The organism is Parafrankia sp. Ea1.12 (assembly GCF_900465275.1).
GTDB lineage: Bacteria > Actinomycetota > Actinomycetes > Frankiales > Frankiaceae > Parafrankia > Parafrankia soli.
Genome location: NZ_UBIZ01000463.1, coordinates 18,537 through 40,211, shown reverse-complemented (window position 1 = coordinate 40,211; position 21,675 = coordinate 18,537). Strand labels below are relative to the sequence as shown.

General features: G+C 74.9%; 17 protein-coding genes and 1 pseudogene. 6 read left to right on the top strand and 12 right to left on the bottom strand.

The annotated features are described in order from the left end of the window. Positions 1-232 precede the first annotated feature (232 nt). Positions 233-2,665 carry a DEAD/DEAH box helicase gene (locus tag FMEAI12_RS27715; RefSeq protein ID WP_112108401.1) on the top strand — a complete coding sequence of 811 codons (2,433 nt, stop codon included), beginning with the start codon at positions 233-235 and terminating at the stop codon, positions 2,663-2,665. A 108-nt stretch (positions 2,666-2,773) separates the two neighbouring features. Continuing rightward, complete coding sequence (locus FMEAI12_RS38740) at positions 2,774-3,823, top strand: hypothetical protein (protein ID WP_235014648.1); 1,050 nt, start codon at positions 2,774-2,776, stop codon at positions 3,821-3,823. A 131-nt stretch (positions 3,824-3,954) separates the two neighbouring features. On the opposite strand, the pseudogene FMEAI12_RS39545 reads toward FMEAI12_RS38740, so the two are convergent. The 7 genes and pseudogenes from FMEAI12_RS39545 to FMEAI12_RS27680 form a co-directional block, all read right to left on the bottom strand. Beyond that, positions 3,955-4,332, bottom strand: a pseudogene (locus tag FMEAI12_RS39545) (Rv3654c family TadE-like protein); the annotation flags it as partial. Continuing rightward, positions 4,329-4,739 carry a TadE family type IV pilus minor pilin gene (locus FMEAI12_RS27705; protein WP_112108391.1) on the bottom strand — a complete coding sequence of 137 codons (411 nt, stop codon included), beginning with the start codon at positions 4,737-4,739 and terminating at the stop codon, positions 4,329-4,331. The gene FMEAI12_RS27705 and the pseudogene FMEAI12_RS39545, both read right to left, overlap by 4 nt. Positions 4,740-4,749: 10 nt before the next feature. Beyond that, complete coding sequence (locus FMEAI12_RS38735; RefSeq protein ID WP_071066192.1) at positions 4,750-5,004, bottom strand: DUF4244 domain-containing protein; 255 nt, start codon at positions 5,002-5,004, stop codon at positions 4,750-4,752. Positions 5,005-5,195: 191 nt separating this feature from the next. Next, complete coding sequence (locus FMEAI12_RS27695; protein WP_112108400.1) at positions 5,196-6,761, bottom strand: secretion system protein; 1,566 nt, start codon at positions 6,759-6,761, stop codon at positions 5,196-5,198. Beyond that, positions 6,758-8,137, bottom strand: coding sequence for a TadA family conjugal transfer-associated ATPase (locus FMEAI12_RS27690; protein ID WP_235014646.1), 1,380 nt, complete (start codon positions 8,135-8,137; stop codon positions 6,758-6,760). Before FMEAI12_RS27690 ends, FMEAI12_RS27695 begins: the two co-directional genes overlap by 4 nt. A 215-nt stretch (positions 8,138-8,352) precedes the next feature. Beyond that, complete coding sequence (ssd, locus tag FMEAI12_RS27685) at positions 8,353-9,825, bottom strand: septum site-determining protein Ssd (RefSeq protein ID WP_112108389.1); 1,473 nt, start codon at positions 9,823-9,825, stop codon at positions 8,353-8,355. Positions 9,826-9,983: 158 nt separating this feature from the next. After that, positions 9,984-10,973, bottom strand: a complete 990-nt coding sequence (locus FMEAI12_RS27680) for a hypothetical protein (protein ID WP_071066195.1) — start codon at positions 10,971-10,973, stop codon at positions 9,984-9,986. 311 nt (positions 10,974-11,284) lie between these two features. Here FMEAI12_RS27680 and FMEAI12_RS27675 point away from each other — a divergent pair, with 311 nt between their 5' ends. Then, a complete protein-coding gene (locus tag FMEAI12_RS27675) occupies positions 11,285-11,785 on the top strand; it encodes a phage holin family protein (protein WP_112108388.1) in 501 nt (166 codons plus the stop codon). A gap of 124 nt (positions 11,786-11,909) precedes the next feature. After that, positions 11,910-12,965 (top strand): alpha/beta fold hydrolase, encoded by a 1,056-nt coding sequence (locus tag FMEAI12_RS27670; protein WP_112108387.1) that lies wholly within the window; start codon positions 11,910-11,912, stop codon positions 12,963-12,965. 9 nt (positions 12,966-12,974) lie between these two features. On the opposite strand, the gene FMEAI12_RS27665 is transcribed toward FMEAI12_RS27670, so the two are convergent. From FMEAI12_RS27665 to nth, 4 genes are all read right to left on the bottom strand, one after another. Beyond that, positions 12,975-14,156 carry a MarP family serine protease gene (locus tag FMEAI12_RS27665; protein ID WP_071066198.1) on the bottom strand — a complete coding sequence of 394 codons (1,182 nt, stop codon included), beginning with the start codon at positions 14,154-14,156 and terminating at the stop codon, positions 12,975-12,977. 19 nt (positions 14,157-14,175) lie between these two features. Further along, positions 14,176-14,592: a cupredoxin domain-containing protein gene (locus tag FMEAI12_RS27660; RefSeq protein ID WP_112108386.1), complete on the bottom strand. Its 417-nt coding sequence runs from the start codon at positions 14,590-14,592 to the stop codon at positions 14,176-14,178. After that, complete coding sequence (locus tag FMEAI12_RS27655) at positions 14,589-15,266, bottom strand: CoA pyrophosphatase (RefSeq protein ID WP_368672115.1); 678 nt, start codon at positions 15,264-15,266, stop codon at positions 14,589-14,591. Before FMEAI12_RS27655 ends, FMEAI12_RS27660 begins: the two co-directional genes overlap by 4 nt. Before the next feature lie 140 nt (positions 15,267-15,406). Beyond that, positions 15,407-16,132 carry an endonuclease III gene (gene nth / locus FMEAI12_RS27650; RefSeq protein ID WP_012157769.1) on the bottom strand — a complete coding sequence of 242 codons (726 nt, stop codon included), beginning with the start codon at positions 16,130-16,132 and terminating at the stop codon, positions 15,407-15,409. A 119-nt stretch (positions 16,133-16,251) separates the two neighbouring features. Here nth and FMEAI12_RS27645 point away from each other — a divergent pair, with 119 nt between their 5' ends. Next, positions 16,252-16,488 (top strand): hypothetical protein, encoded by a 237-nt coding sequence (locus FMEAI12_RS27645; RefSeq protein ID WP_012157770.1) that lies wholly within the window; start codon positions 16,252-16,254, stop codon positions 16,486-16,488. 290 nt (positions 16,489-16,778) lie between these two features. After that, positions 16,779-17,468, top strand: coding sequence for a Crp/Fnr family transcriptional regulator (locus tag FMEAI12_RS27640; protein ID WP_018506292.1), 690 nt, complete (start codon positions 16,779-16,781; stop codon positions 17,466-17,468). A 115-nt stretch (positions 17,469-17,583) separates the two neighbouring features. Here FMEAI12_RS27640 and FMEAI12_RS27635 read toward each other — a convergent pair whose 3' ends face one another. Next, on the bottom strand, positions 17,584-21,441 hold the full coding sequence (locus FMEAI12_RS27635) for a tetratricopeptide repeat protein (protein ID WP_112108384.1): 3,858 nt from the start codon (positions 21,439-21,441) through the stop codon (positions 17,584-17,586). Positions 21,442-21,675 lie beyond the last annotated feature (234 nt).

Here is a 21,675-nt window from a genome sequence, read left to right as displayed (position 1 = left end):
GATGGCGAGCCGGCATTCGGCGCCGCCGACGGATGAATCGACCCGGTGTTGCTCCTCGCTCATCCGAGGCGACGCACCTCGGATGATGCTATCGCCGATCTAGTGTTGGACCCGGTGTGGGGTGTCATCAGGTTGCCTACCGTGACCTGGCAGGGATCGGCCAGGTAATGGGAGCAAGTGGTTTGGATGGTGGGCGGACATCGTCCTCGGGCGACCGCCTATCGTGACGGGCGTGGGTTCGCCGGCCGTCACCGAGCACGATCCCGCGCGAGTCGGAACCGTCCTGAACCGACTCGCCCGGGACAGCCGACGGGCGGCCAACATCACCCACGTCGAGAGCGTTCCCGCCCGGCGGGGCCAGCCGGCCGCGTGGCCGGAGTGGGCCGACCCGCTGCTCGTGAGCCGGCTGCGCGCGGCGGGGATCGAGCAGCCGTGGACCCACCAGGTCGAGGCGGCCCGGGCGGCGCACGAGGGGCGCGGCGTCGTGCTGGCCACCGGTACCGCTTCGGGGAAGTCTGTGGGCTACCTGCTGCCCGTGCTGACCCGGCTGCTGGCGGAGCCGAGCTCGCGCGCCATCTACCTGGCGCCCACCAAGGCGCTGGCCAACGACCAGCTTCGTTCGGTGCGCTCACTGATGCTGACCGGTGTCCGGGCGTCCACCTATGACGGTGACACCCCGGGCCCCGAGCGGGAGTGGGTGCGCGCGCATGCCACGTTCGTCCTCACCAACCCGGACATGCTGCATCGCGGGATCCTGCCGGCACACCGCCGCTGGGCCCCGTTCCTGCGCGGTCTCCGGTTCGTCATCGTCGACGAGTGCCACGGCTACCGGGGCGTGTTCGGCGCGCACGTCGCCCAGATCCTGCGGCGCCTGCGGCGGGTCTGCGCCCGGTACGGCACCCGGCCGGTGTTCGTGCTCGCCTCGGCGACGGTGGCTGATCCGGGCCTGTCCGCCTCCCGGCTGACCGGCGTGGACGTCGACGTGGTCGACGCCGACGCGTCTCCCCGAGGGCCCATGGACTTTGCGCTGTACGAGCCGCCGCTGCTCGGCGTCCGCGCGGGACGGCCGAGCACCCCCGCGGACGGCACAGACGTGGCTGGCCCGGACGTGGACGGTGCGGGCGCTCCCGTGCCACACGGAGAGAACGACGCCCCCGTCCGGCGGGCCGCGACCGCCGAGTCCGCTGATCTGCTCGCCGATCTTGTCGCCGAGGGCGTGCGGACGCTGGTGTTCGTCCGTTCCCGCCGGGCCGCTGAGGTGGTGGCCGCCGCCGCCCGCCGCGGCCTGGGCGAGGCCGCCCCCGAACTGGTCGAGCGGGTCGCCGCCTACCGGGCGGGATACCTGCCCGAGGAACGCCGTTCGCTGGAGGGACGCCTCCGGACGGGTGAGCTCCTCGGCGTGGCCGCCACGTCCGCGCTCGAGCTCGGCGTCGACATCAGCGGACTCGACGCCACGGTGATCGCTGGCTTTCCCGGGACCCTGGCATCGCTGTGGCAGCAGGCCGGCCGCGCGGGCCGGACGGGGCAGGCGGCGCTCGCGGTCCTGGTCGCGCGGGACGATCCGCTGGACACCTACCTCGTCCACCATCCGGAGGCCGTCTTCGGCCGGCCGATCGAGGCCAGCGTGTTCGACCCCGACAACCCGTACGTGCTCATGCCCCACCTGGAATGCGCCGCCAGCGAACTGCCGCTGACCGAGGACGACCTGGAGCTGTTCGGGCCCGGTGCCCGCGCGGCGGTCGACGACCTCGTCCGGCGCGGGCGGCTGCGTCGACGACCCACCGGCTGGTTCTGGACCCAGCGGCACCGCCCGGACGTCGACATCCGTGGTGTCGGCGGCCCACCGGTGCGGATCGTCGAGACGGCGACGGGCCGGCTGCTCGGCACCGTCGACGCGGCGACCTCGCACTCGACGGTGCACGCGGGGGCGGTGTACCTGCATCAGGGCGCCAGCTTCATCGTCAACGAGCTCGACCTGGACGACGCGGTGGCCTTCGTCGACGCGGCGACGCCGGACTGGACCACGGTCGCGCGGGAGCACACCGACATCCGGGTCGTCGAGTCCACCCGCTCCGCGCGGTTCGCCGACGTCGAGATCCATCTCGGGACGGTCGAGGTCACCAATCAGGTGATCGCCTTCCAACGGCGCCGGCTGACAACCGGGGAGGTCCTCGGGCAGGAGCCGCTCGACCTGCCGCCGCGCCAGCTGCGTACGCGGGCTGTCTGGTACACGGTGACCGACGAGCTCCTCGCCGCGGCCCAAATCGAACCCGCCGACGTGCCGGGGGCGGTGCACGCCGCCGAGCACGCGGCGATCGGCCTGCTGCCCCTGTTCGCCACATGCGACCGGTGGGACATCGGCGGGGTCTCCACCGATCTGCACCCGGACACCGGCCGCACCAGCGTCTTCGTCTACGACGGCCATGCCGGTGGGGCGGGGTTCGCCGAACGCGGTTTCCTGCGGGTGGCGAACTGGCTACGGGCGACCCGGGACGCCGTCGCCGCGTGCGAATGCCCGGCCGGCTGCCCGTCCTGCGTCCAGTCGCCGAAGTGCGGCAACGGCAACGAGCCGCTCGAGAAGGCAGCCGCGGTCCGGCTGCTCGACGCCGTGCTGGCAGCGGTGGACGGCGACCCTGCGGACCCGCCGAGCCCCCGGCGGGAATGAACACGATCGCGGGCCGGGGGTGCAGACGACCGTATCGGGGGTAGACCGCCCTCTGTCGGATTTTCAAGGCGGCGCAATCGATACGTAGCAGGAAATCTGGAGGTTCCGGTGGTCACCGTCGGTGTGGTCCTGTTGCTTCTGGCGGGTGTTCTCACCGCGGACATCGTCCTGGAGAACTCCGGTCAGACAGAAGTAATGATCATGGGTCAGTCGCTCTCCTTCGACGTCTGGGGGCTATTCGTTCTCGGGCTCGCGACCGGCGTGTTGGTGGTGGCCGGTACGCAGATCACGCTGCAGGGCTTCGCCCGGGACAGGCACCGGCGTCGGCTGGAGCGCCAGCGTGCCCGTGACCTGGCCGCCATGACGCGGGCCGTGCCCACCCCGGCACCTCGGCACTCGGCCCCGACCGCACCGACTACCGCCTCCGCCCCGACAGCTGGGTCTGCCGCGACCACTGGGTCCGCCGCGACCGCTGGGCCCACTCCGGTGGGGGTGGCGCCTCGTTCCGGCCCGGCCCCGGTCCCCGCCGGTGGCCCCGGCGCCGTCAGGCCGGGTGGGGCCGCTGGTACCGCGCCCTCGCGCCGATCCGCGGTACCGACACCGGCTATGCCCGCACAGACCGGCTCCGTGCCGACGACCGCGCCTGACCCGGTCGTGCGTTCCCAGTCCAGTCGCCAGGCGGCTGCCGCGGCAGCCGCGGCAGCCGACACCGGTCCGCTTCGGATGGGGCGCCGTGGGACCGGGGAGGGCCAGCCCGGCGAGGGGCGGGCCGCTGGCGCACCGATCGAACAGGGTGCCGCCGTGACCGTTCCGGTCGGCCAGGCCGGGGGCGGGCGAGCGAACGCAACCGCCCCCACGCCGGTGGCCGCGCCGGAATCCGCGCCGGGGTCGGGACGGTCGGCGGGACGTCGGTCCGCCCGCGCCGAGCGCGCCGCCACGACCGGCTCGCCGGCCGCTCCGGCGCGGCCCGTGCCGACGGCGCATCCGGGGGACCGCGTCGTGGCCCGGGTTTCCGACCTGCGGCGCAAGAAGCGCGAGGCGCAGGCGGCCGAGACCGTCCCTGGTGCTCCCACGGCGCCGGGGCCCGTCTCCGGGGCGTCCGGGGCGGTGCCGGCGTCCGGGTCGCCCACACCTCCCGCGGGTGTGCGCACCCCCTGACCCGTGGGCGTGCGCACCGCCCGATCCGTCGGTGTGCGCACGCCCTGACCATCAAGTGAGCGAGTGGAGCTGACACCTTCCACCGCGGTCGGCTGATACGCGCCGGGCCCACCCTCCCAGGGCCCGGCGCGCGCCCATGACCGGGCCGGGCCGAGCACCCGCAGCGGGCCGGGCAGGTCGGCCTCCACGCCGATCCTGATGCTGTCGGATTCGACCTGACAGCGGGACAGCCTTCCGGCGTTGGCGGACGCCGTCGTCGCGGCCCGGCGACAGGCCGCCTCGGGCTGGGCCGATCGGTCCGACGCCGCGGCAAGTGCGGCGAGGTCGGCCGCGGCCGCCGCGCGCTGGCGGGCCGCCCCGGCCACCATCAGGCCCAGCGCCGCCGACCCGACCAGCACGATGACGGAAAGGGCGCCGAGCAGCCAGATCGTGGCCGAGCCGCGGTCGGCGCGGGCTTCCCCGAGAAGCAGGTGCGAGAGCCGCCTGGCGGGCGGTGGAAGCCGATTCACGGGTGTTCCACCAGGCCCTCCTCCACAGCGGCGACCGCGACCGCCGCCACCGTGACCACCGGCACCAGGCGGCCGATGTCGTCGCCACCCACCGCCACGGTGACGCGGACGCGGACCGCGCCCTCGGCCCGGGTGATCTCGATGGCGGCGCCTGGCGGTGCCACGCGCTGCGCCCAGGCCCGGGTGGCGGCCTCCGCCTCGCCGCGGGCGGCGGCCCGTGCGCCGAGGCGGGCGGCGTCGGCACACCGGGCCTGCGCCGACACCGCGCCGATCATCCAGATGAGCATGAACACGACCGCCACGAGACTCGGCAGGCCCATGGCGAGCTCGGCGGTCACCTGGCCGCCGTCGTCGTCGCGGTCCTCGTCGTCGTGGTCGTCGTGTGGCTGCCGTACCGGTACGGGCATCGCGGCGAGGTCAGAACGTGACCGTCAGCGCGCGCTGCACGACCGAGGAGATCAACGAGCGGGTGGCCGAGCTCGAGATGACTGCGTAGAGGACCCCCGCGAACGCGACGGCGGCCAGCGTTCCGACCGCGTATTCGGCCGTCGACATTCCCGCGTCCGTCGGCATGCCCGTGTTCGACCGGGGCGAGCGGTACCAGCGCCGGTGCCGTGGCCGCGGCGAGGGCACGGAGCGCCGCGGGCGGAGCAGCGCGTACAGGAACAGCATGGTTGCCTCCGGGTTCAAGGGGAGCCGGGCCGGACCGGCCCGTGCACCATCGATCGTGTCGCCGGATCAGCCGCCCCGCGCCGACGAAGGAGCTCCTGTGGACGGCGGGTTCCCGTCCACAGGGGCCGCCGTAACCGAACGGCCGCGACCGAGGGGCCGCAAACGGGTCCTCCCGGCGTGGTCAAGGCGCCTCAGCCCTGGTGCGTGGGTGGAGTGGTCGGGCCGAACGCCGGGCCGAGATCCGGCGCCGAGCCGATGACGACGGGTACGACCCCCAGCAGCAGGAACGCGGGCAGGAAGCACAGCCCGAGCGGGGCGACGGCGAGGACACCCGCTCGGCGTGCGGCGGCGATGGCCGCGGCGTGGGCCTCCTGTCGGGCACGGTCCCCGATCCTGGTCAGTGTCGCGGCGAGCTTCGCCCCCGACGACTCCGTCCGGCCGATGGCGGCGGCGGTGGCCGTCACCACGCGGGTCTCCCTGCGCCGGTTCGACCCGCGCCCCGTGCGGTGCGGATCGGCTCGCCACGACCTGCGCGAGTGCCGGGTCGGGCCCCTGCCTGGTCCGCCGCTCTCGTGCCTGGAGGAGTCGTGCCTGAGCCCCTCACGGCGACCGGCTGCGCGCCGGTCGCCCCCACGCCGCCCCACCGCGCGGGCCGCGCCGGCGCGGCCCGTTCCGGCACGGGCCGCATCGGGACGAGGGGCGCCGCCGGCCGCCAGGAGCCGGTCGCATGCCTCGTCGACGGGGACGCCCCGGCGCATGGCCCGGCCGGCGGCTTTCAGCTGGGAGCCCGCCGCACCGCCCGTCGCCACGCCGACGACCTCCAGCGCGTGCTGGGTGGTCGCGCCCGACCGCAGGCACGCGGCCACGAGGTCGAGGGCGAGCGGAAGATCGGCCAGTAGGCGGCGCCGGTACTCGCGCGAGGTCGAACCGCCCCAGCGCCGGCCGGCGGGCAGCGGCCCGGCGCAGACCGGCGGCACTCGAGCCTGCACGCCGTCCGCGATGCGGCGCAGCCAGCGCAGTCCCGCGAGGTCGAGCAGGACGCCTGCGGTCAGGCACGCCCGACCGGCCGATCCGGTCAGCAGCACCTCCACCGGCGACGAGCCGACGAGCGCGCCCAGCGCGAGCCCGAGCAGGGGCAGACCCGCCACCAGGCGACCCGAGGACCGTGGCCCGGCGAGCGCGGACGCCAGCTCGTCGGCCCGGGCGGCATCCGCGCGGGCGGCGTCGGCGAGCATGGTCGCGACGGGGGCGAGCCGGACGCCGGCCAGCCGGCAGACCCGGTACGCCGTCGCGAGCTGGCGCAGCGCGGGAGCCTCGCACCGGGCCAGCAGGCGCGCGGGGTCCTCCGCGTCGGGCAGCAGCTCCCGCAGGCGCGCCAGGTCGAGCCCACCGGCCGCCTGCCCGGTCACGCCTGCCTGGCCGTGGCCGTGGCCCGCGCCGCGTCGCCGTCGGCCGGGCCGGGTCGGCAGGTCCCCGACCGAGTACAGAGCGGTTCGGAGAGCCTCGTCGGGGGCCGCGCCGGCATCGAGCTCGGTCGACAGAGCGGCCAGCACGTCCTCGGCCGCGCCGCGCAGCTCCGCCTCGTACCGCTGGTCAGTCGCGCGCCGGATGGCGAGCTGCGCCGCCCGACCGACGATGACGGCAAGCCCGGCGAGCGGGCCGGCGAGAGCCGTCACGGCGACGATCAGGCCCAGCCGTGCGGCCCCGCCGGCGAGCCTCGAGGTCGCCACCCGCCGCCCGCGGCCGCCGGTGGTCATCGTGCCTCCGGCGCGCTCGCGGGAGGCGGCGGTGCGGTGACCGGGGCCGGCCGTGGGCCGCGCCGGACCGGGGTGGCCTGATCGAAGGGCCACAGCGAGAACCCGCGGTCGCGCAGGAGCGCCCGCAGGATGGGAAGCCCCTCGCGCTCGACGCCGGCGAACGGACGCCCGCCGTGGACTCCCCGGCCACCGGGTGGCCGCTGATCGCCGGATGTCCGCTGGTCACCGCGCGCTCGCTGGCCGCCGCGGGACCGGTGGTCGTCGTGGGCCCGCCGGTCGCCGCGTGCTCGGTCATCGCCACGTGCTCGGTCGTCGCCGTGCGGGTCGCGGTGGACCGGGCCGGTTCCGCCGGCAAGCGCGGGCACGATCCGCACGATCCCGTCCGTGTCGCGGCGCACGACACCGATGCCGGTGACGCGGCGGGCGCCGTCGCCGTCGCGACCGAGGTGGACGGCGACGTGGACGGCCGCGGCCAGATGGCTGTGCAGCGCGGCGCGCGGCAGGCCGGCGAGCGCCCCGAGAGCCTCGAACCGGGCGGGCACCGTCTCGGCTGTGTTGGCATGAACCGTACCGAGCCCCCCTTCGTGACCCGTATTCATCGCCATCAGGAGGTCGAGCACTTCCGGCCCCCGCACCTCGCCGACGACCAGCCGGTCCGGGCGCATCCGGAGTGCCTGCCGGACGAGCTCGCGTTGGGTGATCTCGCCCGCGCCCTCGATGTTGGGCGGGCGGGCCTCCATCCGCACCAGGTTGACCCGGGCGAGGACGAGCTCGGCGGTGTCCTCGACCAGCACGATCCGTTCGCCCGCGGGGACGGCGTCGAGCAGCGCGGCGAGCAGGGTGCTCTTCCCGGTGCCCGTCCCGCCGCTGATCACGGTCGTCAACCTGGCGGCGAGGACGGCGCGCAGCACGATCACCTCGGACGGCCCGATCGTTCCCAGCGCGGCGAGCTCGTCCAGGGTGAACGGCCGGGGCCGTGGCCTGCGCAGCGAGAGGCACGTCCCGCCGAGCGCGGGCGGGGAGAGAACCGCGTGCAGCCGGATCCCGTCGGGCAGCCGGACGTCGACGAACGGCATCGCCGTGTCCAGGCGCCGGCCGCCACTGCCGGCGAGCCGCACGGCGAGCCCGCGGACGGCGGCGTCGTCGGGGAAGCGCACGGCCGTGTGCCGCAGGCGGCCGGCCCGCTCGATCCAGACCTGATCGGGGCCGTTGACCAGGACGTCGGTGACCTCCGGGTCCCGCAGCAGGACGCTGAGTGGCCCGAGTCGTTGCTCGCCGCCCGCGGATGCGCCGGGGATTTTCGGGGCGGCCTCGCGTTCGCCTGTTCGGCCGGGGCCGCTGCCGGTGATCCCACCGATCTCCGCCATCCCGGCCATTGCGCCGAATCGACCGATCTGGCTGATCTGGCTGATTCGGTCGATCCCGCTGGTCGCGCTGAGCCCACCGATTCCACCGGTCCCACCGATTCCACCGGTCCCACCGATTCCACCGGTCCCGCCGGCTCCACCCGTTCCGGGGAGAGGGGAACTGGCGCGAGCAACGCCGGGCAGGCGCGGGCGGTTCCCCGGGGAGGGGAGCGACTGGCGGCCATTCATCGCCGAGCTCCGCCGTCCAACCCGAGTTCCGCGATGAAGAGGTCACTGAACTCGATGATCGATGCGCCGATTCGGGGTTCCGAGCCGGTCGCCGCGTTGTCGACGACGCCCCGCTTCGTGGTCCCGTCTGTGGCATCTGAGCGCGGCTTGCCCGAAGTGCGACCTGTGGTCGGACGGTCTCCCTCACCGTCCGCCTCCCGCCGCCGGCTCTCGGTGGCGAGTGCGGCGGGGCTCGCCCCGGGCTCGTCGCGGATCACCCCGGTCAGGGGGAGGCCCAGCCGGGCCGCGACCGCTCCGGCCGTCGCCGGACGCCCGGACAGGTCCGTCCCACCGGGCAGCATGGGCTCGCCGCGGCCACCGGGACCGGACGGCGGCAGCCGGACGACCAGCCTGACGTCCGAGCAGGTGCGAGCGGCGTGCGCGATCACCCGGGCCGCCGCGGCGGTCGCCCACGGCTGCGTCGTCACGACGACGAGCACCGTCTCGCAGAGGAACAGGCCGACGTCGCAGGCCGGGTCGGCCGAGCGGGGGAGGTCCGCGACGATCAGGTCGGCGCTCCCGCGCGCCGTGGCGAACAGGGCGCCGACCGCCGCGGGTGGCAGCACCGGGATCGCCCCGCGGTCCCAGGAGAGCACCGGCAGGTCGCCGCCGGTCATGGTCGGCCCCGCGAGCAGCCCGTCGAGGAAGCCGTCCTCCTCGTTGGTGATGGGCGCCTCGCGTGGGCTCCCGCCGGTCGCGGTGCCTCCGCCGGGACGTCCGTGCGCCCCGCTGGGCGGGCCGGGACGGTGCCGCCGCGACCGGTCACCCGGCGGCACCGGGCGTGCGCCGCGAGGGGCGGTGGTGAACGGGCCCCGGCCGACCCCGGGCGGGTCCGCCGGCGGTGCCGCGGTCGACGGCATCGTGGCCGCTGACGGGCCGGCCGTCGGCGGCCTGTCGTCGCCCACCGCGATGCCGCCGAACGGGTCGACCTCCAGCAGCACCGAACGGACGCCACGCCGCAGCCCCGCCCGGGCGAGGGCCACCGCCAGCGTCGTCGAGCCGACCCCGCCCCGGCCGCCGAGGACGCCCACCGTCCGCGACCGCCGCCGCGCCGCGTCAGCCGCGCGCGAGAGCAGGTTGACCAGCCAGGTCTCGGCCTCGGGTAGGAAGATCACGTGCTCGGCGTTGATCAGGAGGGCGAGGTTCCAGGTGCGGTGATCGTCGACGTCGGTGCCGACGAGCACGATGTCGGACCGCTCCGGCAGGCCCGCGGCGACGCAGGCGGCGGCGCGGTCGGCGCCCACGACGACGAGCGGCGCGCTCGCCCAGTACCGGCTCGCGGCTCTGGCCGTCGGCACCACCGTGACGGCCGCTCCCGCCGCGGCCGCGAGCCGGAGCAGGTCGTCCAGCAGGTCGGGCGCGTCGGTGACGACGAGGGGGCGCTGGCGATGGTTGTCGTCTGCTGATGTCAGGGGCTTCGCGGGAGTCATGGCGGGGCCCGTCCCTTCGGCGCGGGTGGCTGTGTGCGGCCACCATGCGCCGTGCCCCCCGGTCTGAGTGGATCTTCAGGGTGGGCCGGGCCGTGCTATAAGAACCGTTTCGCGCGGGCCGTGCCTCGGCAGGCGTCCCGCCGGGAACGGGCCTGTACTCAGCCCCGGGAGAGTGCCTCGCACACCGCGAGGGACTCCCGCGCCGCCAGCTCCAGGGCTCCGGCACAGTGCCGCACCCAGACCCCGACACCCTCGGCGCCGCCCGCGACGTACGCGGCGAGCGCGGCACGGTAGTCCGGCTCCGTGCCGACACCCACACCCGGCACTACGGCATCCGTGCCGGCCGCTCCCGCCGAGCCGGTGCGGTCGCGGTCGAGCTCGAGATGGCCGACGTCCGTTGCCACCAGTGCCTTCGGGTCCAGGCCGCGGCTGACCAGGACGAGGCGCGCGGCGGCCCGGGCGATGATCCCGTCGAGCGCGCCGAAGGGACGGATCGCGAGCAGCTCACCGTGCGTGATCGCCGCGACCACGATCGCGGGAGCCCTGGTCGGCACGGTCAGCACCGCGGTGAGCCCGTCCAGGCGCTGGGACATCTCCGCCGCCGGCATCGCCGGCACGGGCGGAGATCCCGCGACGTCCGTGACGGCGGCCCCGGTGATGCTGGTCGGCGACCATGAGGCGTCCGTTCGCGGCCGGCCGAGCACGTCGTCGGGAAGCAGCCCGCGCCCGGCGAGGACGTGCATGCGTGCCAGCGCCTGGCGCGGCGCGCGCTCCCAGGCGGAGGAGAGCGTGCCCAGCTCCGCGTAGAGGCGTACCGCTCCCAGCGTCACGGCGAGTGAGCGTTCCCATGGGTCAGCCGACTGGCTGACCGAGACCGCGGGCTGGTCGTTGTCGCGGCCGGTCTCGCCCAGCCGGGCCCGCAGCGCGTCCAGCGCGATGTCGTGGCCCTCCAGCGCGGCCGAGGCGCGGGCTGCCCGCAGCGATGCCTCGGCGGTCACCTCGGCACTGCGGCGCCGCAGGATGCGATGCCGAAGGAGCGCGTCGACGGCCGCGCGGGCCGCCGTCGCGGCCTCGTCGACACCGGGAATCGCCGCAACCTGGCTCAATGGGTCGGTTCCGACGACTGATACCGACGAACGTGCTGTCACCCCGCAGACGCTACCCCGGCTGGGTTCGCCGGCACCGGCCCACCGTGCGGGCGGAAGGCGCCAGGTCGTCCGCCATCAGGTGTGTCATGAGGTGCGCCATGAAGCGTGAGGTGGGCGAATCGTCCTCCGGATCACATCGCTCCTTCGGGTTGTTGCCCCCCGTGGTCCGCAACGAGCGGTCACACTGCAGGCAGGGCATCCGGACGGGTCGGCCGCGTGACGGCGGCCGTGCGCGCTCCCGGGAGGGCATCGGTCCCGGACCTGACCGCGGGGTCCGCCGACCGACTTCGAGAGGGAGGGCCAGTGTGCCGATGACGACCGACAGTTCGCGAGCGGGGCGGGAACCGACGCTGGGGGAGCTGGTCGCGCTCGCGACCCGGGACATGTCGTTGCTGATCCGCCAGGAGATCGAGCTCGCCAAGGCGGAGCTCGCGCGCCAGGCGGTGTCGGCCGGGCTGGGCATCGGGTTCCTCGTCGCGGCGGCCGGTCTGGGCCTGGGCGCGTTCATCGCCGGCACGGTGTTCCTGGGTGAGCTGTTCACCTGGGCGGGCCTGGAGCGATTCTGGGCGTACCTGTTGACGGCGGTGCTCTACCTCGCCGCGGCCGGCCTGCTCACGATCTTCGCCGTGACCAGGTTCAAGCGCCTCTCACCGCCCGAACGGACCATCCAGACCGTCCGCGACGACATCGCATGGCTGCGCAACCCGACGAACGGGTCCAACGGCTCGGCGCGGGCGCGCACGAAGCCGGGAAACGCCGGAACGCCGCCGGCGCCGACGGCGCACCTGGACGACGGCCCCAGCGTCCACTGAGGCCGCGGAGCCGCGGAGCCGCGGAGGCCCCTCTGGTCACTCAGGCCGCCGAGGTCCCGACGATCCGTGTGACCCGCGCAACCACTGGTCGGCACAGCCGCGGGATCTGCCATCCTTGCGAGCGATGGAGGATGCGACCCCCGAGTCCGCCACGGTTCTCGTCGACGGGCCGTGGCGCCACCGTGACGTATCGACCAACGGGACCCGCCTGCACGTCGCCGAGGCCGGCGAGGGGCCGCTGGTCCTCCTTCTCCATGGCTTCCCGCAGTTCTGGTGGACGTGGCGCAGCCAGCTCCGGGACCTCCCGCGGGCCGGCTACCGGGTGGTCGCCGCGGACCTGCGCGGGTACGGCGCCAGCGACAAGCCGCCCAGAGGCTACGACGCGTTCACCCTGGCCGACGACGTCGCCGGCCTGGTGCGGGCCCTCGGCGAGCGGGACGCGGTGATCGTCGGGCACGACTGGGGGGGCCTGCTCGGCTGGACGACCGCGGTCCGCCGCCCGCGGGTGGTGCGCGCGCTGGCGGTGATCGGCATGCCCCATCCGCTGCGGATCCGGCGCCAGATCGCCGCGGACCCCCGCGGACAGGGCCTGGCCAGCCGCCACCTGGCCGCCTACCAGCTGCCGTGGCGGCCTGAGCGTCGCCTCGTCGCCGACGGGGCGGCGCACGTCGGCGAGCTGCTGCGCTCCTGGGGCGGACCGGGCTACCCGGCGCCGGAGACCGAGGCCCGCTACCGCCTCGCGATGCGGATCCCCGGGGTCGCGCACAGCTCCCTGGAGTACCACCGCTGGGTCGTGCGCTCGCTGTTCCGCCCCGACGGGGCACGTTTCGCCGAGCTGCTACGGACGTCCGTGCGGGTGCCGACGCTGCAGCTGCACGGACGGCTCGACCGCTGTTTCCTGCCATCCACGGCGGCCGGCTCGGACCGCCACGTGGCTGCCAGCTACTCCTGGCGGCTGTACGACGGGCTGGGCCACTTCCCGCACGAGGAGGACCCCGACACCGTCACCCGTGACCTGATCACCTGGCTGGCCGAGACCGCGCCCGAGCAGGCCCGCACGGCCGAGGGCGCGGCCGAACCGGCACCGGACGTCGAACCGGACGCCGAGCCGGCGGCTGAACCGAACGCCGAGCCGGACGCCCGAGCGGAGCCTGGACGGGGGGAGTACGGGCGGCGGTGACCCCGCCGGTCAGTCGCAGCTCTGGGTGCTCACCGGCACGAGGGCCTGCGCTCCCTGCCGCACGGGCTCGCTGACCTCGTCGGCAGTCAGCACGTACCCGGTGTCGTTGTCGTCGGTGGCCGCGGCGAAGACCACGCCGTAGACCGTCCCGGCGCTCGACAGCAGCGGCCCGCCGGAGTTGCCCGGCCGTACCCGCCCGCGGATCGCGTAGATCTCGCGGCGAACCGTGCCGCGGGAGTAGATGTCCGGCGCCCGCGCGACCTGCTCGTTGCGGATGCGCGCGGGCTCGGTGGTGTATGGCCCGTCCTGGGGGTAGCCGGCGACGACCGCCGAGTCGCCCATGTCACCGGGCGGCGCGGACTGGAAGCGCAGCGGGGGCCGGAGCAGCCCCGGTACGTGCAGGACGGCCACATCCCGGTCGGGGTCGAACAGCACCACCTCGGCCGGCAGCGCCCCGGAGTCCAGCTCCACGACGGCCTCGGTGACACCGGCCACGACGTGCGCGTTCGTCATCACCCGCTGGGGCGCGATGACGAAGCCGGTGCCCTCGACCTGCTTCCCGCACGACGGCGCCTGCCCCCGCACCTTGAGGATGCTCGCCGCGGCGTTCTGGACGTCCGCCGCGCTGACGACCGCAGGGTCCGGTGGATCGGTGGCCACGATGCGCTCGCCGTCCAGGCCGGCGAACACCTCGGGAAAGCCCTGGTCGTCCATGAGTCGGCGCAGGTCGGCGAAGGTGTGGCGGACGTCGTCGGGCATCGTCGTGTCGACGGTGCCCAGTACCTCGGATCCGCGGGCGGCGCGGGCGAGGGTCTGGAACGGCGAGCGGTCGACCGCGGTCGCGACGAGCCAGGCGACCAGCAGCACGGACACCCCGGAGAGCACGGCGCCGGCGACCGCGTCCAGCCGCTGGCCGGGCCGCCAGGTGAGCCGGCCGCGCAGGGCCGCTCCGAGCGCGGTGCCCGCGATCTGCCCGACGAGGGCCAGGCCCACCACGACGATGAGGCCGACCAGGGCACCGTCCTCCTCGCGGCCGATGAGCTCTGCGAAGGGGCGTGCCACCTTGGCGCCGAGCACACCGCCGCCGAGGAAGCCGACGAACGACAGCGCCCCCACGGCGAACCCCTGGCGGTAGCCGGAGACCGCGAACATCACGACCAGGACGATCAGGACGAGATCGAGAAGGTTCACCGGGGCTCGTCGGCCGAGCTCAGACGATCACAAGCGTGGCTGTCATGCCCTGGTGCAGGGTGCAGACCACCGGATATCGCCCGGGCTTGTCGGCGGTGAACGTGATCGACTGGGAGTTGCCGGCGCTGACGATCCTCGTGGTGGCGCCGGGGATGGCGGAGATGACGAAGTTGTGCGGCGCGGACCCCTTCGCGACCGAGAAGTCGACCCGGATCGTGCCGGGGTGGGCGACGAGCTCGCGGGCCGAGAACGTCTGGTCCACCTGGCCGACCACGGCGAAGACCTGGGTGCCGTCACTGACGCTCGGGGTCAGCGTCGCCGCGGCCGAGGGTGTGCCGGTGTCGTCGCCGCCGCTCCCGCACCCGGTCAGCGCGGTGAGCACCGCCACGGCCGTGGCCAGCGCGGCCAGGGCCGATCGAGCGGATCTTGAGGTCATCTTCCGACGGTACCGCCCGCTTCGTCGAGTGGTCCCCGCGGCTCCACCACCGCGTGGGGGAGGGCCATGGCCGCGGAGATCGCCACGGTGATCTCGGGCACGTCCACTTTCGTCCCGGTGTCCCAGGGGCGTTCCCATCCGCCGAGCCGCAGCAGGGCGTCGAGGACGCCCGCGGTGAAACCCCAGACCGTCATACCGCGGACGCGGAACGCCGGGCTGCCGAAGCCGGACGGATGCCACAGCAGGATCCGGTTCGCCGGGTCGGCGAGCTCCGCGACGGGTACCCGGGCCACCGAGGACGTCTCCGCCGGGTCGACCGCGTCCACCGCGGTGGGCGTGCGCCACCAGGCGAGCACGGGGGTGACCAGGAAGTGGCTGGCAGCCAGGTAGAGGGGGCTGGCGGTGGCGAGGACCTCGACGCCGGCCGGGTCGAGCCCGACCTCCTCCTCCGCCTCACGCAGCGCCGTCGCGGCCCTCGACGCGTCGGTCTCGTCGGCGCCGCCGCCGGGGAACGCCGGTTGCCCGGCATGGTCGCGCATGTCGGCGGCCCGCTGCAGGAGCAGCACGTCAGGCCCGTCCGGACCCTCCCCGAACAGGATCAGGACGGCCGCCGCCCGCCCGCCCGGCCGCGTCTGGCGAGCGTGTCGCGTCTGGACGGGGATGCCGTCGCCCACCGCCGCCGTCAGCGCGGTCAGCCATGGGGGAACCGGAGCTCCGCCGCCCCTCGCCGGACGAGTGTCTCCGCCGGCGCTCGCGGAGTGGGCGTCCTGGCTGACGTCCTGGCTGCTCGGATCCCCGGACGGCGCGGGGTCGCTCACCGGGCCGCCTCCGCGTCCCCGCGGACGAGACGCGCGGCCTCGGCCGGCTCGGTCGGGCCGGTGCCGAAGGACGGGCACATCCGCGCGATGGCGCAGGCGCCGCAGGCCGGCCGGCGGGCGTGGCACACCCGGCGGCCGTGGAAGATCATGCGGTCGGAGGCGATCGTCCAGTCGCGCCGCTCGATCAGCGCGGCGAGGTCGCTCTCGGCCCGGACGGGATCGGTCTCGGTGGTCAGGCCGAAGCGGCGGGAGAGCCGCCCGACATGGGTGTCGACCGTGATCCCGGGGATGCCGAAGCAGTGGCCCAGCACGACGTTCGCGGTCTTGCGGCCCACACCGGGCAGGGTGACCAGGGCTTCCAGCCGGCCAGGGACCTCGCCGTCGAAGCGCTCGACCAGGGCGGCGCCGATGCCCATCAGCGAGTTCGCCTTCGCCCGGAAGAAGCCGGTGGGCCGCAGGATCGCCTCGAGCTCGTCGCGGTCCGCGGCGGCGTAGGCGGCGGCGGTCGGGTAGCGGGCGAAGACTCCCGGCGTGACCTCGTTGACCTTCTTGTCCGTGCACTGCGCCGACAGCACCGTGGCGACGAGAAGCTCCAGCGGACTGCTGAAATGCAGCGCGATGCGGGCGTCGGGGTGAAGCTCGCCGAGCGCGCGCACGATCCGCCGGGCGCGCCGGGTGCGCGCCAGCGCCGTCTCGGCTCGCGCGTCGACGGTGGTTGCCATGCCTCGCAGCGTATCCGGCGTGTCGGCCCGCGGGACCCGTCGCTTCGACGTGGTCCGGCAGGGCGCGTCGACCCCCCGGGTGCGGGCGCGGCGCCGACATCGGCGACCATGGACGGGCCATGTTTGTCTTTGCCGCGATCACGTTCCCATTGGTGCTGCTCGGGCTCCTGCTGGCGATGGAGCGGGTCGAGCGGCCACTCAACGCCGCCGACACGGGTAAGGGGCTCGAGGGCTTCCTCGACAGCGCCCGCCCGGACGAAGTCGCCACGTTCGTCCAACAGGGCCTGCCGGCCGCGCTCGAGCGTTACCGGCGCCGGCTTCGCCGCACGCCGCCGGGCAAGCACCGTGCCGCCTGACGGGCAACTCATGCGGCCCCGGGCGTGTCGCGTGTCGTGCCCTCCTGACCCCCGAACAGCCGTCCTGAACTGGGCCGGGCTGTGTCGATGTGACCCCCGCCGGGAGTGGCACGATCGGGCCGGTGCCGATCGGCCGTACTAGGCGGATTGTGACCTGGACCACTTTGGTGGTCCTTCTTGCGTCACTTTACGTATCAGAACAGAGCATTCGGGTGCATCTGCGTGACCTGGTCAGGCCGATGGGGGTCCCTGGCCGTGCTCTGCGTCCCGTGTCCTGGCATGCTCAGGGCGTGGACGATCTGCTAGCCCGCGTTCCGCTGTTCGCCGGGTTGTCCGAGCCCGACCGCCAGGCGCTTTCCGATCACCTGGACCGGCAGGACGTGACCCGTGGCGACGTGCTGTTCCGCGAAGGGGATGTCGGCGACCGCGTTTTCGTGGTTCTGTCCGGCAAGGTCAAGATAGGACGCCAGTCCGCCGATGGGCGGGAGAACCTGCTGTATGTGATGGGGCCGGGAGACCTGTTCGGAGAGCTCTCCCTGTTCGATCCCGGGCCGCGCACCGCGACGGCGACCGCCGTGACCGACGCGTCGCTCGTCGCGCTGGAGCACACCGCGCTGCGGCCATGGCTGCGTTCCCGGCCCGAAGCCGGAGCGCTGCTGCTGCGTGTGCTGGCCCGCCGCCTGCGGCGGACCAACGACACGATGGCGGACATGGTGTTCACCGACGTGCCCGGTCGCGTCGCCAAGGCGCTGCTCGACCTGGCCGACCGCTTCGGTGAACCGGCCCAGCCGGGTAACGAGGCGGCCGGGGTCCGGGTCGAACACGGCCTCACTCAGGAGGAGCTGGCTCAACTCGTCGGAGCCTCGCGGGAGACGGTGAACAAGGCCCTCGCCGACTTCGCCACCCGTGGCTGGCTCCGGCTGGATTCCCGCGCTGTCGTGCTGCTCGACCGTGAGCGGCTCGCCCGCCGGGCCCGCTGAACCCACCGCCGGTTTGAAAACCGGCCTGTCCCCTGCCCGTTCGTCCCCCGGATCCGCCGCCGCCGCCGGATCCGGGGGACGCATCCGTGCGGCAGACGTCCTCAGCGGTACCCGGCTACCGGCTGGTGCCCTCGGCGGGCGGCATCTCCACCGAGGGCACGGCCTCACCGGACGGGTCGGCCACCGGCACGACCACCGGTGATCCCGGCAGGCGCGCCGCCGTCCTGGCCCGCGCCCTCGTCCCGTTCACGCTCACCTTCGCCAGCGCGGCCGCCGCGCCCAGCCCGTCCTGTGCGCTCAGGTCATCCTGGGCGGCCAGCCCGTCCTGGTGTGGTGTGCCCAGCCCGTCCGCCACGCCCGGTCCGTCTGCTGCGCCGAGCCCTTCCGGTGCGCTGAGCCCGTCCGGTGCGTCGAGGGCTTCCGGGGCGGATCCCGGCAGGGCCGCGAGCAGCCGCCGGGTCTGCGGCGCCTCGCTGACCGCGCCGGTGGCCGTCGCGGCGGCCAGGGCCTGCTCGTAGGCCTCGCGGCTGCCCTCGACGTCACCGTGCGCCGCCAGGACCGTCCCCAGCGCCCGGTATGCCAGCACCTGTGCCCGGACGTCCTCGGCGTCCACTCCGACCGCCTGGCGGGCCACCCGCAGGGCCTCGTCGGGCTCGCCCGCGTCGAGCAGGGTGCCCGCGAGGTGGGCGTAGGCCTGCCGGCGCGGGAACATCAGCGTCGCCGGCTCGCTGGCGGACAGCGCCCCCCGCAGCTCGGTGATCGCCTCGTCGAGGCGCCCGCGCGCCCGCGCGATCTGCGCGACGAGCACCTTCGCCCCGAGCTGGGCGTGCGGGCGCAGTTCCAGCCGGTCCAGGTCGGCCAGGGCGCGCCGGGCGGCCTCCTCCGCGGCATCCACCTCGCCGGCGTCCAGCCTGGTCAGGCCGAGCAGCACCTGGGCGAAGGCGCCGATGAGCACATGCCCGGTGGACGCCGCCTCCGCGCACGCCTCGGTCAGCAGGTCCGCACCGCGCCGGGGGCGGCCAGCCCCACGGGCGGCCAGCCCGCGCGCGATGAGGGTCAGGGTGCGCCCCCAACTGTCGCCGGTCTCGGTGAACAGCTCCGCCGCGCGGGCCGCCTCGCTCTCGGCGGTCTCGATGTCGCCGAGCTCGGCCGCGGCGACCGCGTCGATCGTCAGGCAGACCGCCTGCCCCCAGCGCTCGCGCATCGACTCGGCGAGGTTGATGAGCACGCGGGAGACCTTGCGGGTCCGGGTGAGCTGACCCGAGAGCAGCAGGACGAGGGCCTCGGTGCCCGAGCACCAGCCGAGCCCGCCGGCGTCCTCCAGCCGCTCGAACACCGCGGACGCCTCGCGCAGCGTGCGCTCGGCCTTCGCGTAGTCCCCGCGGGTGGTGGCGCTCCACGCCAGGTGCTGCAGCGCCCAGCCGACCCCGCGGGGGTCGTCGACGCGGCGGGCGAGCGAGAGTGCTTCGCGGTAGCGCTCCTCCGCGGCCTGGATGCGGCCGGCGGCGTATTCGAGCAGGCCGAGCCGGCGCAGCGCCGCGGCCACCGCCCGGTCGTCGCCGGCCCGGTGCGCGGCCTCCAGCGCCGTGATCAGCGACTGGCGGGCCTCCTCGCCACGGCCCTGCTTCTGCCGTAGCTCACCGAGCACCGCGTAGGCGGCGGCCCGCCGGCTCGGGACGTTCACCCGCAGCGCCGGGCGCAGCGTCCGCTCCGCCTCGTCGAGCCGGCGCAGCCAGACCAGCGCCTCGGCGTGCAGGATCCGCACGTTGATGTCGTCGTCGCCGTCGATGACGCCCCGCCCGAGCCGGCGGGCGTCGGCGAGCAGGTCCGCCGCGGCCCGATGGTCGTCGCGGGCGAGCGCCGAGCGGGCCAGCCGGACGTGCGCGTGGAAGCCGGCCTCCCGCGCCGACCAGGCCGGGTCACCCGCGGGCAGCGCCATCGAGGCGGCCAGGTCGTAGGCGCGCAGCGCGTGGGTGGCGACGAAGGTCGACACCTCGCGGGACGAACCGATCATCGCCGTGACGCCCCAGCGCGCCGCCGTGGCGTGCCGGCGGGCCCGCTCCACCTTCGGCAGGCCCGAGTAGGCGACGTCGCGCGCCATCGGGTGGACGAACCGCCACAGGGTCTCGCCCTGCCGCGGTGGGCGGACGAGCTGGCGCTCGGTGAGCACCGACAGCGCGCGTTCGACCTCGGCCGCCGGGCGCTCGCCGACCACCTGGAGCGCCTCGGCGGGGAAGCGCGGGCCGAGCACGGCCGCCGCCCGCAGCGCCGCCTTGGCGGCCGCGTCCAGGTCGTCGATCCTGGCTGCCAGCACCGACTGGACACCGGCGGGCAGGACGGTCGCGGCCAGCGAGCCCTCCAGCACCCAGCGCATCCCCTCGCCGCCAGGGTCGGGCACCTGGTGCAGCAGACCGCGGTCCACCAGCAGGTTGAGCAGCTCGGTCAGGAAGAACGGGTTCCCGTGCACCCGGGCCAGCAGCTCGGCCTGGGTCGCCCGGGACAGGCCGGGCTCGCCCAGGTAGTCCTTGAGCAGGGCACGCGCCGCGCTCTCCGGCAGCGGGCTGAGCGCGATGCGGCGCGCGCCGACGAGATCGGAGAACTGCGGGCTCTCCCGGTCGAGCAGGACGAGCATCACCGGGCCGTTGAGGGTCGTCGTCAGCCGCCGCAGGGCCGTCGTCAGCCGGCTGGTCGCCCACTCCAGGTCGTCGACGACGACCAGCACCGGGTTGCGGACCGCCAGCGCGCTCAGCAGGAGGCCGACGGTCTCGACGGCGTCGTCGGCGGCCCGCTGGACAGCCTCGCCGTGGGAGGCCCGGCCGACCGGGTCACCCGGCGGGGTGGTCGCCCCGGCGCTGGGACGGCGGTCCGGCGGCACGCCGAGCATCCCGAGCAGGCGGTCCCCGATGCCGCTCGGCAGCTTCGTTTCGAAGATCGGATGGGTGAGGCCGGCGACCGTGCGGCGTACCCGGTCGGCGACCCGGTCGAGGGTGTCGCCGTCGGTGATGCCGCACGCCCCGCGGATGAGGTCGATCAGCGGGGCGAGGTCGCGGACGTCGCCGTGGCGCACGGTGCGCCCCCACAGCACGGTCGCGCCCGCGGTCGCCTCGGCGGTCTCGGCGAGCTCCCGGGCCAGCCGGGTCTTGCCGATGCCGGCCTCGCCGATGACCACCGCCATGTCGGGCTGGCCGGCGTCGACCACGCCGGCGAAGTAGCGGCTGAGCTCGGCCAGCTCCTGCTCGCGCCCGATGAACGTCGCGTCGTCGGCCAGGCCCGGCCGGGCGATGTTGGACGGGCGCAGACTGACCAGCTCGTAGGCGGGCACCGGCTCGCGCTTGCCCTTGAGCACCAGGGGCGGCAGATCGCGCCAGGTGGCGACGGAGCGGGTGGCGGTGACTGTGTCCCGGCCGGCGTAGACGGTGCCCACCGCCGCCGCGCCGGACAACCGCGCGGCGGTGTTCACCGTGTCCCCGATGACCGTGTATGACAGCGCCGCCTGCACGCCGGCGAGCACCTCGCCGGTGTTGACGCCGACCCGCAGGCCGAGCGGGCTGCTGTCGCCGCCCTCGTCCTTGATCAGGCGACGGGCCGTCTCCTGCATCGCCGCCGCGGCGCGCACGGCGCGTTCCGGGTCGTCCTCGTGCGCCGTCGGGGCGCCGAAGACGGCCATGATCCCGTCACCGCTGAGGTTGTCGACCCGCCCGCCGACCTCGTCGACCTCGCGCGCGAGCGCGGCGAGGACCCGGTCGGTGACCTCGCCGACCCGTTCGGGGTCGCGGTCCTCCGCCCAGGCGGTGAAGTCGGACAGGTCGCCGAACAGGACGGTGACGACCCGGCGCTCGGCGGCCTCGGCGCGCGGCGTGTCGGTCTGGGTGAACCGGAGCCCGCAGTTGAAGCAGAACCGCCCGCCGGGCACCGTCGGGGTGCCGCATCTGGGACAGACCAGGGGACCGGTCGTGGGGGAGCTGATCACCATCGTGGATCGGTTCCTCTCCGCCGGATGATCGCTGGGCCGCGCGAACCGCTGGGTCGGAAGGCCGGGTGGGGGCCGGCACCGGAGCGCGCGCGGTCGGTAACGTCCCGCGGGTACGAGGGCCCGCGGTCGGTACCAATGGTCCAAAGGGTCACAAAGCGCACGAGCGGTCTCCTCCGCCGGAAAGTTTAGTGGCCTTCGTCTCCCTTTCTGGATCAAGGTGTGTCGGATGACCGA